The sequence below is a fragment of the Streptomyces sp. NPDC028419 genome (assembly GCF_055565515.1).
Genome location: NZ_JBVHUE010000002.1, coordinates 325,305 through 339,269, shown reverse-complemented (window position 1 = coordinate 339,269; position 13,965 = coordinate 325,305). Strand labels below are relative to the sequence as shown.

Annotated in this window: 9 protein-coding genes; 3 read left to right on the top strand and 6 right to left on the bottom strand. The window is 74.2% G+C overall.

Annotated elements, in window-relative coordinates; translation table 11 throughout:
- Positions 1–24 precede the first annotated feature (24 nt).
- Positions 25–1,062, bottom strand: a complete 1,038-nt coding sequence (locus tag ACZ4UB_RS03880; protein ID WP_468068047.1) for a PP2C family protein-serine/threonine phosphatase — start codon at positions 1,060–1,062, stop codon at positions 25–27.
- Positions 1,063–1,325: 263 nt separating this feature from the next.
- Between ACZ4UB_RS03880 and ACZ4UB_RS03875 the strand changes: the two genes are divergently transcribed.
- Positions 1,326–1,868, top strand: coding sequence for a hypothetical protein (locus tag ACZ4UB_RS03875; protein ID WP_468068046.1), 543 nt, complete (start codon positions 1,326–1,328; stop codon positions 1,866–1,868).
- 18 nt (positions 1,869–1,886) lie between these two features.
- Here ACZ4UB_RS03875 and ACZ4UB_RS03870 read toward each other — a convergent pair whose 3' ends face one another.
- The 5 genes from ACZ4UB_RS03870 to ACZ4UB_RS03850 form a co-directional block, all read right to left on the bottom strand.
- On the bottom strand, positions 1,887–2,177 hold the full coding sequence (locus tag ACZ4UB_RS03870; protein ID WP_468068045.1) for a hypothetical protein: 291 nt from the start codon (positions 2,175–2,177) through the stop codon (positions 1,887–1,889).
- On the bottom strand, positions 2,174–2,929 hold the full coding sequence (locus tag ACZ4UB_RS03865) for a GmrSD restriction endonuclease domain-containing protein (RefSeq protein ID WP_468068044.1): 756 nt from the start codon (positions 2,927–2,929) through the stop codon (positions 2,174–2,176). Before ACZ4UB_RS03865 ends, ACZ4UB_RS03870 begins: the two co-directional genes overlap by 4 nt.
- A gap of 193 nt (positions 2,930–3,122) precedes the next feature.
- A complete protein-coding gene (locus tag ACZ4UB_RS03860; protein WP_468068043.1) occupies positions 3,123–4,730 on the bottom strand; it encodes an alpha/beta hydrolase in 1,608 nt (535 codons plus the stop codon).
- Positions 4,731–5,022: 292 nt separating this feature from the next.
- Positions 5,023–6,666, bottom strand: coding sequence for an ABC transporter substrate-binding protein (locus ACZ4UB_RS03855; protein ID WP_468068042.1), 1,644 nt, complete (start codon positions 6,664–6,666; stop codon positions 5,023–5,025).
- A gap of 52 nt (positions 6,667–6,718) precedes the next feature.
- A complete protein-coding gene (locus tag ACZ4UB_RS03850; protein WP_468068041.1) occupies positions 6,719–8,905 on the bottom strand; it encodes a hypothetical protein in 2,187 nt (728 codons plus the stop codon).
- Positions 8,906–9,184: 279 nt separating this feature from the next.
- Between ACZ4UB_RS03850 and ACZ4UB_RS03845 the strand changes: the two genes are divergently transcribed.
- Both ACZ4UB_RS03845 and ACZ4UB_RS03840 read left to right on the top strand, forming a co-directional pair.
- Entirely contained in the window at positions 9,185–9,886 is a 702-nt protein-coding gene (locus ACZ4UB_RS03845) for an NPP1 family protein (RefSeq protein ID WP_468068181.1), read from the top strand.
- Between the two features lie 134 nt (positions 9,887–10,020).
- The gene (locus ACZ4UB_RS03840; protein ID WP_468068040.1) at positions 10,021–13,896 is read left to right on the top strand and encodes an nSTAND1 domain-containing NTPase; all 3,876 of its coding nucleotides are present in this window, start codon (positions 10,021–10,023) and stop codon (positions 13,894–13,896) included.
- Positions 13,897–13,965: the final 69 nt, after the last annotated feature.

Genomic DNA, 13,965 nt, shown 5'->3' with positions numbered 1-13,965 from the left:
CCGCTCGCGCTCCGGGCCGACGGCTCAGGCCGCGCGCAGGCGGACGGCGAGGGCGGCGATGTCGTCGTCGAGGCGCCCCCTGCTGTAGTGCAGGAGATCGCGGTGGAGGGCGGTGAGGAGTTCGAGGGGCGGCGTCCCGGTCTGTCGCCGCATCCACGTCGCCAGCGGGAAGAACTCGCCGTCGCGGGCGCGCGCCTCCGCGATCCCGTCGGTGTACAGGAGCAGCAGGTCGTCGGGGGCGAGATCGAAGGTGTCGACGGTGTAGTGGTCGCCGATCAGCTCCGCGAGGCTCAACAACGGCGACGGCGTCGCCGTTTCGAGGACGTGCAGCCTGCTGCCGTTCAGGAGCAGTGGTGGGGGATGTCCGCAGTTGAGGATGTCGACGTGTCCGCCCCCGTGCGGGATCTCGGCGAGCAGTGCGGTGGCGAAGCGTTCCATGGCCCCTTCGGGCGGAAAGGCCGCGTTGTACCGGGTGCTGCTGGCGTCCAGCCTGCGGGCGACGGCGACCAGGTCCTCCTCGTCGTACGCCGCCTCCCGGAAGGCGTTGACGATCGCGGCGGCCGCCCCCACTGCCGGCAGGCCTTTCCCCCGCACGTCACCGATGAGCAGCCTGACCCCGTACTTCGTGTCGACGACCTCGTAGAAGTCTCCGCCGATGCGCGCCTCCGCCGCGGCCGCGAGGTACAGCGACTCGATCTCGACGCCGCCGATGCGGCGCGGCAGCGGGCTCAGCACCACCTGCTGCGCCGCCTCGGCGACGAGCCGCACCTGGAAGAGCGTGCGCTCGCGCTGCAGCCGGGCGTGGCTCCCGTACGCGGCGGCGACGGTCACCGCGATGATCCCCGCGGCGGTCCACCACGTCCCCAGGTCGGGGAAGACCAGTCCGAGGCCGATCATCAGCATGAGGCAGACCGTCCCGAGCAGGACGGTCGGCAGGACCGGCCACATGGCGGCGGCGAGGGCCGGGGCCGCGGGCAGGAGCCGGCTGAAGGCCATCTCCGGCGGCGTGGCATAGGCCAGGCTGGCGATGACGACGGTCAGGACGACCGGCGACAGACGCACGAGGCTTCCCGGGTCGGGGCGCCTACGGAGCCGCGGCCGTCCGGACTCGATCACATGGACCAGAATATAGGCGCATCAGGGGTACGGCGCTCTGACCGACGTCACCGTCCGCTCACGCGGGACGACCGCCCGGCACCTTCCACCCCCACCGCCGGTCTCCGGCGCCCGGGATCAGGGCGCCCCTCCCCCGCCACACGCGGCCCGTGCCGCCCCGGCCGGGCGCTTCTGTAGGGTCGGGTGATCTACGAACACGGGGGAAGAACATGTTCACGTCCACAGCGCGGGGTGCGGCGATCGTCGTCGCGGCCCTGGCGGCGCTCACCGTTTCCTGCGGCCCGGACCACCAGCGGGCCGAGCCGGCCGCGCCGACCACGGCGGGCAGCGCCGCCAGCGGCGGCGCGAGTCCCGCCACGGGCGCCGCCGCGGAACCCACCACCGGGGGCTCGCCGTCGGCCAGTGCCCCGGCCCCGTCGGCGGGGGCGGCCGACCCGGCGGCGGCCCCGGTGAAGGTCCGCGATGCCTTCGCGGGGCTCCAGGCCACCCTCGGGGGCTCCTGTACGCCGGGCGAATGCGCCTTCTTCCTGGGCCGGGTGTACGACGAGCTGCACCAGATGGACCGGTCCATGAAGGCGGACCCGAAGGGGCCGGGTCACTTCCCCGAGCCGATCTCCCTGATCGCGAAGCTCGACGGGGAACTCGCCGGCGACCGGTCCTTCGAGAACCTCAAGGAGCACCAGAGCGTGCTGATCGCCACCCGGGACAAGATCAACACGTGGATGCAGGGCCACCCCGAGGACTACCGCTGACGACTGCCGCTGACCCGGTCAGCCGTCGGCCTGCTCCTGGGCCCGGTAGCCGGCGCGGACCAGGGCGAGGGCCGCGCGGTGCACGGCGTGGGGAGTGGCTTCGAGCCGGTGCGGCCCGGCGGTGAGCCGGTACCACTCCTCCGCGCCGGTGTACTGGATCTCCACCAGTGCCGGCCCGCCCGCCCGGGCGGTGGTGCGCAGGGTCAGGTCCCCGGTGATGACCCCGACCTCGTCGGTCATCGCTCCGCCGGGTCCCGCGACGACCTCGTCCACCCATTGCTCGGCGGCGCCCGCCGCTTCGTCGGTCATGAGGCGCAGGTGTCCAGCATGGTCGTCAGCATCTGCTTCTCCGGTTCCGTCACCGTCAGGCCGTACGTCGACTTGACGGTGGTCCAGGCCCGCCCGTACTGGCACCAGGCGCTCTTGTCGGTGGGCTGCCAGCTGTCCGGGGTCTGGTCCCCCTTGGACCGGTTGGCGGACGCGCTCACCGCGATCAACTGCGGGCGGACGAGGTCGTTCGCGAACTCCTTGCGGCGCTGCGGGTCCCAGGCGGCGGCGCCGGAGCGCCACGCCGCGGCGAGCGGCACCATGTGGTCGATGTCCAGCTTGCCCGCGTCGGTGACCGTGACCCCGTCGTAGAGGCTGTGCCAGGTGCCGGAAGCGGCCTTGCAGTCCGCGTTCACGGTGACGTCCTTGCCGTCGCGCCTGATGACGGTCTCGCGCGTGTCGCACTTGGCGCCCTGGTCGATCCAGTGCGTGAACTTGTCCCGGGAGTACCCGGACATCGAGCCGACGGGTGCGATCTTGAGCGCGGCCAACTGGGTGCGGGCCACCTGCACGGTGACCATGCCCGGCAGGACGTCGCCGGTGACCGGCTTGCCGTCGTCGCCGCCGGAGCCCTTCTTCGACGCGGACGGCGAGGGGGACTTGGCGCCGGACGCCGACGCCGACGGCTTGCCGTCGCCCGCGCCCCGGTCGGTCGCGGTCTGCGAGCACCCGGCCAGGGCCAGCAGAACCGTTACCGCCAGGATCCCGCCGGGCACCCGCATCTGACGTCCCATGTCCCCCACCCCGCCCAGAACCGCACCGAACCCGTTGTCCGGTTCACCCTACCCAGTACCGATACCTCTCAAGAGGCCGGCTCGCCCGCACTCCTGTCCCACCGTCACCACGGGGCCGCCCGCACCCCCGCGACACGGCAGCGGGGCCGCGCTCGACCCGACGGTCGACCGCGGCCCCGCTCCTTCGGGGTGTTCAGCGCAGGGTGGGGATCACGTCGCGCGTCTCGTCGACGCCGACGTACGCGCTGCGGCGGGCCAGCGGGGCCGCGGGCGCCTCGTCCGCGCAGACCGTGCCCCGCGCGGGCAGGGCCAGGGTGGCGAGGTAGTCGTTGACGAGCGCGCTCACGCACGCGCTCCGGTTGTAGGCGGTGTGTCCTTCGGCGGCGAAGGTGACCAGTCGTCCGTTCTCCAGCGTCCCGGCGAGGGCCACGGCGTCCTGGTACGGGGTGTCCGGGTCACCGGTGTTCCCGAGGACCAGGATCGGCGCGGAACCCGCGGCCCGGTAGGAGCCCTCGAAGCGGCTCGCGCGCTCCGCCGGCCATTGGGCGCAGGTGGGCGCGTGGTTGTGGTCGTAGGTGGGCGGCCCCAGGCCGATGGGGGTGCCCAGCAGCGGCGTCGTGGCGGACTCGGCGCCGACCATCGCGCCCAGGAGCAGTTGGCTGCTCGGGTAGACGCGGTCGGCGCACTCGACGGCCATGTTGACGTTGAGGAAGTCGAAGGAGCCGGGCGAGGGCGGATTGAGCAGCCAGGTGGTCCGGTGCTCCTGGGCCGCCCTCAGGCTCTCGCCCAGGGCGGGCCATATCTCCTTGCCCGCGTTGATGTTGAACATCATCCGGTAGGCGAGGGTGTAGCCGGTGGCCGGGCGTCCGCTCGCGGTGACGACCGGGTCGGCGTCGAGGTCCCGCTTGAGCTGTTCGAAGGCCTGCCGGGCCTTGCCGTCACCGAACCCGCAGGCCGCGGGGGACTGCGAACACCAGTCGAGGAACCGGCCGACCGCGGCGTCCAGGGCGACGAACTGGGGCGCGTCGTAGGCGTACGGGACGTCCGCGTAGTGCCGCGGGTCGTAGGAGCCGTCCAGGACCATGGCGCGCACGCGCCGGGGGAACTGGGCGGCGTAGACGGTGCCGACGTAACTGCCGAAGGACCGGCCGTAGAAGGTGAGCGTCTGCTCGCCGAGGGCCTGGCGGAGCAGGTCGATGTCCTTGGCGTTCGAGGCCGTGCCGATGAACGGCAGCAGGTCGCCGGAGCGCGCCTTGCAGGCGGCGCCGACCTCGCGGCCCTGTCGGACGGCGACCTGCAGGGCGCCCGGGCCGGGCACGCCGCGCGCGGCGTCGACGGCGGCCGCGTACTCCTGGTCGTTCCAGCACTCGATCTGGCCGCTGCGCTTGACCCCGCGCATGTCGTAGCCGACGACGTCGAAGCCGTCGCGGAGCGAGGCGGGCAGCGCGTCGTAGCTGTCGCGCGCGAAGTCCACGCCGGAGTTGCCGGGGCCGCCGGGGTGCAGCAGCAGGACGCCCGTGCGGTGGGCCGGGTCGGCGGCGAGGTGCCGGGTGACCGCGATCGGGATGGTGCGCCCGGTGGGCTCGCGGTAGTCGAGCGGGACCTGGGCGGTCGCGCACTCGAAGCCGTCGCCCGGGTCGGCGCAGGGCCCCCAGGTCAGTGTGGGAACCGGCGGGGCGGCCTGCGGCGTCGCCCCGGCCGCGGCGGGGACGCCCCCGAGGAGGGCCGTGACCGCGACCAGGACGAGGGTGGTCCCCCAGACTCCTCGCTTGCGCGGATGATCGGTCGAGCGGGTCTGCATGCGGTGCAACTCCCTAACGTGGCAGGTCGATGAGGGCCGCGCACGAGGCCGGCGCGCGCGGGGTCGGGGGGAGGGACCACTCGCGCGCCCTCGCTCGGCTGAACGGCGGCAGGCCCAGGCTCCCACCGGTGGGGCCGGCCGGGATAGACATCAGGCCGCACAAGATCCGGAACGCTCGGCCCCGCTCGGCCGAGTGATCCGGATGCGCCGTCGGCTCCCCCGGCCTCGCGGAGGCGACCCGCCCGCCGGGGGCGGGCGGGTCGGGGTGGGCGTACGGGGGCGGGTGCGGGCCTCAGCAGCCCGGGGCGCCGGTGCCGCCGCGTTGGGGCAGGCTCAGGTTGGGTGCGGAGTTCGGCCAGGTGAGCGAGACCGTCTTGGTCTTCCCGTCCGGCTGGATCTCCACGACGGGGGCCGGTTTGCCGACGGGGTTGCCGTCGCTGCCGAAGGACAGCCAGCCGCTGGCGCCCGCAATCATGTTCGCGCACTTGAACCCGTGCAGGAGGCCGGTACCCAGGCCGGGGCTCTTCTGCCCCGTACCGTTCTGCCGCGCCGCCTTGATGGCTGCCACCGTGGCGTCGTGGGTGAGCATCGCCTGGCCGTTGGCGAGGTCGGCCGGGTCGAAGGCGAGGGCCGCCGCGTCCCCCTGGGTCGTGAGGCGCTGGCCCGTGCACGGATCGGGCCGGCCGGTGTACGCCGCCCAGAACTGGTCGTAGTTGTGCTTCGCGTCCGAGCCGGGGCACTCGCTGCCCCACTGGTCCGGGCTGGCCAGCGCCGTGTAGGCAACGGCGACCCGGCCGGAGGCGACCCCCTTGAGGACCGCTTCGTCGTGGATGGCCTCGGAGGCGTCGTCCCCGGCGAGGATGCGCAGCTGCGTGATCCCGCAGGGCGAGCCCTGGACCCAGGTCTCCACGAAGGCGCCGAGGTCGCGGCCGCGACCGGCGAAGTAGACGATCGACGGCTGGGCCTGGCAGAGGTTCGCGTGCATCAGGTTGAACTGCTGGATCAGGTACGCCTTGCGGCCGGAGCCGCTGGGCAGGCTCTTGGGCGAGGTGTACGGCAGGACGGTGACGGTGCGGTTCGGCGCCTGGAGGCGGACCTTCGCCTCGGCCGCGAGGGTGGACGTGTAGTCGTCGCCCGCGACGTCGTCGGTTACCACGGTGAGCGAACCGACGGCCGGGCGCAGTCCGGCGACGTACTGGTTGGCGGCGATCACCGAGTCGGTGTTGGTCGGCGAGACCCGGAACATGTCGGTGATCAGCCGCTTGCCCGCCGGGTCGGTGGGGTCGACGTTCATCGAGTTGCCGGTCACCGTCGAGCCGATGACGGGGATGTGCAGCTTGGTCGAGATCGCCGCGGCGGCCTGCCGGGTCTCCTCGGTGCTCTGGCCGAGGCCGACGACGGCGGAGATGTGTTCGGTCTCGGCGTGCTTCTCGATGCGGGCCACCGTCTCCTTCCACGCGCCGTACTGGCTGCCCATGTTGGCCAGGTAGAGCTTCACGCGGGGCGTACTGCCGTACGCGGCCGTGTTGTTCGCCCGCCAGACGGCGGCGACGGCCCCTTCGATGTTGGGGTAGAGCGAGTCGTAGGTGAGGGTGTCCACGTCGGCGACGGGCGAGAGGTCGAGCAGCAGCACGACGCTCGTGGAGGGGCCCTTGACGGCCGCGTTGGCCGTCTTGATCGCCTCCTCCAGCTTGCGCATGCGCTCCGGTTCGGCCTTGGTGAAGGGGGCGCTCTCCAGGTTCACCCCGACGCAGGCCGGCGGGGAGCCGGCCGCGGTCATCCCGGAGCCGCACGTCAGGGCGGGCCGGTGGAGGCGGTTGTAGACCCAGAGGCCGCCGAAGACCAGACCGACGAGGACGACGAGGGCTGTGGCCAGGGACAGCACCCGATGACGGCGCAGCACTCCGAACCGGGGATTGTGGACACCTACGGTCATGAACCACTCCTAGCGGTGCGCCCGGGCCCGCCCCTCGGCGGGCCCGGAGGGGTCAGGCGAAGAGCGCGCCAGCTTGCTGGAGTGCGCTGACGTCCAATAAGCGGGAGTTGTGCGACAGCCGTTCGAAGCCCTCTTCGATCTGGGCGTCCCAGCCGTGGCTGTGTTCGGTGAGCGGGTCGTTGTAGAGCCAGAGCAGGGCCAGCAGCTTGGCCGTGGCCACCGTCACCACGTCGCTCCCCCGCCCCTCGATCCCGGCGAGCAGGTGCGCGTACACCTGCGGGGCGGACCGTTCGTGGGCCAACCGGCAGGGCGCCGACGCCAGGTAGTCGAGCAGCCGCACCCACGCCCGGTGGTCGCGGTCGAAGCGGGCGGCCAACGCGTCGGCCACCGGGGCGAACCGGCCCAGGCACAGCTCGTAGAAGAGGCGTTGCTCCTCGACGGACTCGGGCGAGCGGCCGCGAGCCGCCGACATCGCCGCCAGCGCCTCGGCCTGGCGGACGAACACCGCGTCCCAGGGGTCGACGGGCGGCGCGTCACCCTCCCGCGGCGTCCGGGCGCGGCCGCCCGGCGGTTGGGCGGGCGCGGCGGACAGTGCGGTCAGGACGCAGCGGCTCAGCCACGGGTGCAGGGTCGGGGGCCGGTCGGCCGGGCCCCAGCCGACCTCGCGGATCCGGGAGGGCGCGTGGGCGTGCGTACTGACCCACAGGTTGCGGCGGAGCAGCTCCAAGCTGTGCGGGAGGTCGGTGAGTTCGGCCGGTACCCACGGGTCGTCGGCGGTGCGCGCGTCGGCGAGGTAGGCCGCGGCCAGCACGATGGCGGGCGGCGGCGTCCAGCGCTCGCCGGGCACGGCGAGCCCCTCGGGCAGGCTGGTCTCCAGGGCGCGCGACCACAACGGTCTGCCGCCCGGGTCGAGGGCGGCGGGCAGGGATCTCTCGACCGCGGTGGCGTCGCCGTCCGGCAGCGCGCCCTCGCGCTGTTCCTTCACGGCGGTGACCGCGCCCCAGTGACCGCCGGTGAGCCGGTGGGCGACGGAGGCGGCCAGCGGCGGCGCGAGCGGTCCCGGGGCGCCGGTGACGTACCCGACCTGTTCCTCGGTCATCGGGTCGAGCCACACCGGGTACCAGTGGGACGCCACCGAGTCCGGGTCCGCGGCGGCGCCCGCCCCGTCCTCCCGGGCCCACTGGGCGCGGTCGGCGCGCGCGAGCAGGGGGACGCGGCGCTGCGAGGTGCCCGCGATCGGGGTGGTCCGCCAGGGCTCGCACCAGCGGGTGGTCCACTCGGGCTGCCACTGGTCGCAGGCGGCGAGCACGACCAGCGGGTCGGGCTTGGTCGAAGCGCCCTGTCCGGTCTGCCGGTTGCGGATGCGGGCGTTGATGAGGGCGCCCAGGAAGCGGCGGCCGGCGGCGGTCTGCGCACCGTCCACCAGGAGGACCCAGGCGTGGTCGTGGCGCCCGCGGGCCGCTTCCTGCTCGGGCACCTCGCAGGAGCAGGTGGACCGCAGGGCCGGGTGGCGTTCGGCCTGCTCCTGGGCGTCGGCGAGGAAGGCCGCCAGGAGCGGGGCCACGGCGGCCGAACGGGACGCGGAGCTGAGCCGGATCAGGGCGTCGACGTAGCCCGCGTCCTCCGCCTCCGGGATGCTGACGTGCCAGCGCAGGGCGTCGCGCAGGCCCCAGCGGGCCGCGCTCTGGAGCAGGGAGCCGATGACGGGTCGGGCCTGGTCCCGGACGGCGGCGACCACTTGGCTGCCGGTCCCGGAGACCAACGGGCTGAGCGCGCCGGTGGCCACGACGTCCATGGTGGTGACCGCGGCGCCCTCGACCCGGCTGGCGAAGCGGCCCGGCCGGGTGCCCCGCGTGTAGGCCTGGATCAGGCCCCTGATCTGGTCGGTGGCCCGGGTGCGGTCGGTCTCCAGGTTCTCGTTGAGCGCGAGCAGCCCGAGGGCGAAACGGTGGAAGACGGGGCTGCGGCGCAGGGTGTCCCAGCCGCGCATCATCTGGAAGGCCGCCAGGGTCGCGGCGGACACCGGGTCCACCGGATTCTCGTTGAAGTCGAGGTGGGCGTGCACCACCGTCGAGCCGCAGCCCTGGGACAGGTGGGCCAGCAGGGTGGACTTGCCCGATCCGCGCGGTCCGAGCAGCGCCATGACGGGCTGCCGCTGTTGTGGGTATCGCCAGATCATGTGCCGCAGGAACGCCTCGGTCCCCTGCGCGTGGCCCGGCTCCGTCGTTGCGCTCACCATTGCCCCCGCCCCCCAGCTGGTCGCGTCGCCCGCGTCGACGCAACGGAAGTAAACACCGAACGGACGCTCCGTGACGGGCATACCGCGGATATTGAGGATCGCGAGAACTGCCGGGGCCGGGGCTCGTGTTCGGCGCTGCGGGGCCGCAGAATGCCAGCACCCCACACAGGTCGAGGAGTTGATGTGCGCACACTGCCCCCTTCCACGACGGCGCCCGGGCGCCGGAGCGGGATACGACGGTTCGTGACCACCGCCGCACTGGGCGCGGCGGCCCTCGTGATGACGCTGCCTGCGCTCGCCTCCGCCGAGGTCCTGCCCTCGCTGCCGCAGAACGCGGACGGGCTGGAGCAGACCTTCTCCCCGGCCTACGACTACGACCGGGACGGCTGTTACGCCACCGCGGCCATCAGCGGCGACGGGCGGCTGAACCCCGGGCTCAAGCTCGGCGGGGACGTGAACGGGCACTGCCGGGACGCCGCGCAGTTGCAGAACTCGAACACGTACACGCGCGCGAAGTGCGACAACGGCTGGTGCGCGGTCATGTACGCGAGCTACTTCGAGAAGGACCAGGCCACCCTCGGCCCGGCGGCCATCGGGCACCGGCACGACTTCGAGCACGTGGTGGTCTGGATCAAGGACAACCAGGTCCAGTACGTGTCGACTTCGCAGCACAGCGGCTGGAAGTGGTACCCCCGCTCCGTCGTCCGCTTCGACGGGACGCACCCCAAGGCCGTCTACCACAAGGACGGCGCCTCGACCCACTTCTTCCGGCTGGCCAACACCAACGACGAGCCGCCCGAGAACCACACCGGTGGCTGGTTCTACCCCCGCCTCGTCGGCTGGAACGGCTATCCGGCCGGCCTGCGGGACAAGCTGATGAACGCGGACTTCGGGGCGGCCACCATCAAGATCACCGATGGCCGCTTCGGCGACGCCCTGAACGCCGCCAAGCCGCCCATCCCCTTCAACGCCTACAGCTAGCACAGCGGGGAGGCGGTCGGGGAACGGCCGCCCGGACGGTCGGGGAACCGTCGCCCGGACGGTCGGGCGGCGGCCAAGCGGAGGAACTCCTCCCCGTTATGCGTACGTCCCTCCCCTGCGGGAAAGTACGCCCCGTGCCGACCGATGATGGGACGACCGGTGGATTCCCGGCGGAGCTGCGGCGCATGCGCCAGCTGCGCAAGATGTCGCTCTCGGCTCTTGCCCGCTCCGTCCACTACAGCAAGGGGTACCTGAGCAAGATCGAGAACGGCGGGAAGCCGCCGACCCCCGACCTCGCCCGCCGCTGCGACGAGGCGCTCGACGCCGGCGGCGAGCTGGCCCGGCTGGTCCCGGCCCAGCGTCCGGCGGCGGGCGCCGCCGCGCCCACGGACGAGGGGCGCGCGGTCGAGGGCGGGCCCCCGCCAGGATCGGCCGCGGTCTGCCCCTACCGGGGGCTCGCGGCGTACGGGCCCCAGGACGCCCAGTGGTTCTTCGGCCGGGACGGGGACACGGCGGAGCTGGCGGCCCGGCTGGCCGAGCGGATCGGGCAGGGGGCGCTGGCCGTGGTGGCCCCGTCGGGGGCGGGGAAGTCCTCGCTGCTGCGGGCGGGCCTGCTGCCCGCGCTGCGGCGCGGGGTGCTGCCGGTGACGGGAGCGGGCGACTGGCCGGTGGTGCTGTGCACGCCGGGTGCGCACCCGCTGAAGGAACTGCTGCGCTGCGCGGCCGAGGTGCTGGGGGCGGCGGCCGCGGGGATCACCCCCGAGGAGTTGGCCGGGCGGCCGGAGGTGCTGCTGGAGGCGGCGGCCGCGCGCGGCCGGGCCGGACTGGTGCTCGTCGTCGACCAGTTCGAAGAGGTCTTCACGCTCTGCGAGGACGACCGGGAGCGCCGCTCCTTCGTCCGGGTGCTGCACGCGCTGGCCGCGGCGGTCGGGCCGGCCCGCGCGCCGGCCGACCCGACCGGCGGGGCGGGCCGGGACCGGGGGCCGGGTCCGGGGCGCGGGCCCGGTGCGGCCGGCGCGGTGGACGCCGGCGCCGCCACGACCGCCGTGGTGATCGGGATACGCGCGGACTTCTGCGGTCACTGCCTCGACCACCCGGAGCTCGTCGAGGTCTTCACCCACGGGCTGTTCGCCCTCGGACCGATGTCCGGCGCGCAGCTGCGCGAGGCGATCACCGGACCGGCCGCCCGGGCCGGGCTCAGCCTGGAGGGCGGCCTCGTCGAACTGCTGCTGCGCGACCTCGGGGACGGCTCCGCGGCCGACGCCGGATCCCTGCCGCTGCTGGCCCACACCCTGCTCATCACCTGGCAGCAGCGCGCCGGTACGACCCTGACGGTCGCGGGGTACGAGATGACGGGCGGCATCCACGGAGCGGTCGCCCGCACCGCGGAGTCCGTCTTCGGCCAGCTCGACCCGGCCGAGCGGCGGATGACGCGCGAACTCCTCGTCCGGCTGGTCCACATCGCCGAGGGCGCGGCGCAGACGCGCCGACCGGTGGAGCGCGGCCGGCTGCTGCGCCAGTTGCCCGAGCCCGCGGCCGGGGGCCGGGCCCTCGACGCCTTCATCGAGGCCCGGCTCGTGACGGCGGGCGGCGCGACCGTGGAGATCACCCACGAGGCGCTGCTGCACGCCTGGCCGCGGCTGCGCGAGTGGACCGAGCGGGACCGGGCCTCGCTGCGGATGCGCCAGCAGCTCTCCGAGGCGGGGGCCGAGTGGACCGCCGGCGGGCGCGATCCGAGCCTGCTCTACCGGGGGACCCGGCTGGCGGGCGTACGGGAGTGGCTGGACCGGGCGGCCGACCGCTCCGGGCTCGGGCCCGAGGAGCGGGAGTTCGTCGACGCGTGCGAGGCGGAGGAGGACCGGCGCGAGCGGGCCGCGGCGCGCCAGAGCCGGGTCCGCCGGGCCATGGTGCTCACACTGGCCGGGCTGCTCGCCGTCGCCCTGACCGCCGGGGCCCTGGCCCTCCAGCAGCGGTCACAGGCGGTGGACCAGCGGCGCACCGCGCAGTCCCAGGCGATGGCGGTGCGAGCCGGGCTGCTCGCGGCGGGACAGCCCGAGGCCTCGATGCTGCTCGCGGCCGGCGCGTACGACACCGCGCCGACCCCGCAGGCGCGCGGCGCGCTGCTGAGCACCCAGGCGCAGTACTTCGCCGGCCGGCTCCCCGGGCACGAGGGGCCGGTCAACTCCGTCGCCTTCAGCCCCGACGGAAAGCTCATCGCCTCGGCCAGCTCGGACACCACCGTCCGCTTGTGGGACGTCGCCGCGCGCACCCCGGTGGCCACGCTGCGGGGCCACACGGGCCCGGTGACCTCGGTCGCCTTCAGCCCCGACGGACTGCGGCTGGCGACGGCGAGCGCGGACGGGACGGTGCGGCTCTGGGACACGGCCGCGCACCGGATCACCGCGACGCTGACGGGGCACCGCGGTGCGGTGCGTTCGGTGGCCTTCGCTCCGGACGGCCGGACGCTGGCCAGCGGCGGCCTGGACCGCACCGTCCGGCTGTGGAACCTCCCCGAGGGCACGTTCCGGGCCGTGCTGAGCGGGCACGAGGACACGGTCATGGGCGTGGCCTTCAGCCCGGACGGAGCCACGGTCGCCTCGGCCGGCGCCGACCGCACCGTACGCCTGTGGAGCGTGGCCGGGGAGCGGCAGGCGGCGGTCCTCGCGGACCACACCGACCAGGTCCTCGGGGTCGCCTTCAGCCCGGACGGGCGCACGCTCGCCTCCGGCGGCGCCGACCGGACCGTACGCCTGTGGGACCTGCCGGCGGGCACGGTGCGCGCCGTCCTCACCGGGCACGGCGACGACGTCAACGGGGTCGCCTTCACCCGCGGCGGTGACACGGTCATCAGCGCGAGCGGCGACGGCACGGTGAAGCTGTGGGACCCGGTCACCCGCAAGACGATCACCACCCTGTCCGGCCACACCGACTACGTGCTGGCCGTCGCCGCCGGACCCGGGCAGGAGTTGGCCACGGGCGGCTTCGACCAGTCCGTGGTCCTGTGGGACCCGGGCCGGACCGCGCTGGCCGCGCGGCCCTTCACCGAGTCGTGGCAGTCGGCCTTCTCCCCCGACGGGCGGCTGCTCGCCGCCGCCGAGGGGGACGGCACCGTGCGGATCTGGGACACCGCCCGGCGTCGGCTGGTCAACACCCTGACCGGGCACGACGGTTCCGTCTTCGCCGTCGTCTTCTCCCCCGACGGGCGGTACGTCGCCTCCGCGGGGGCCGATCGGACGGTCAGGGTGTGGGAGACGGCGACGGGCGATCCGTACGCGAAGCTCACCGGCCACCTCGGTTCCGTGTTCGCCCTCGCCTTCGCCCCCGACGGCCGGGAACTGGCGTCGGCGAGCGCCGACCGCACGGTCGCGCTGTGGAACGTGGCCTCCCGGCGGCGCGACGCCGTGCTCGAAGGCCACCAGGACTTCGTCAACGCCGTCGCCTTCAGCCCGGACGGCCGGACCCTCGCCACCGGCAGCGACGACCTGACGGTGCGCCTGTGGGACGCGTCGGAACCCGGGCACCCGCAGCGCGCCGTGCTGCGCGGGCACACCGGATCGGTGCGCGGGATCGCCTTCGCACCGGACGGGCGGACCCTGGCCAGCGGGGGCAACGACGGGCTGGTGCGGCTGTGGGACATCGGGCGGCGGGCGGCGGCGGGCACCCTCGCGGGCCACAACGGCTCGGTGCGTGCGGTGGCGTTCAGCCCGGACGGCGCGGCCTTGGCGAGCAGCGGCAGCGATCAGACCGTGAAGCTGTGGGACCCCGTGGGCGACCGTCAGCTCGCCACGCTGAGCGGTCACACCGGCCCCGTCTGGGGAGTCGTCTTCGACCCGGTGCTCCCGGGCACGCTGGCGAGCAGCAGCAACGACGGGACCGTCCGGCTCTGGACTACGGACGTCACGCGGCGCAGGGCCGAGTTGTGCCGGCTGGTGGGTGACACCGGGAGCTCGCGGTGGGCCCGGATCCTGCCGGACGAGCCGTACCAACGGGTCTGCCCGGCCCGGCGGTAGGGCTCCCGCCGGCCCCGCGGGCGCCGACGGGAGCCCGTTTCCCGGGGGTTTCCCGTTTCCCACTCGCAC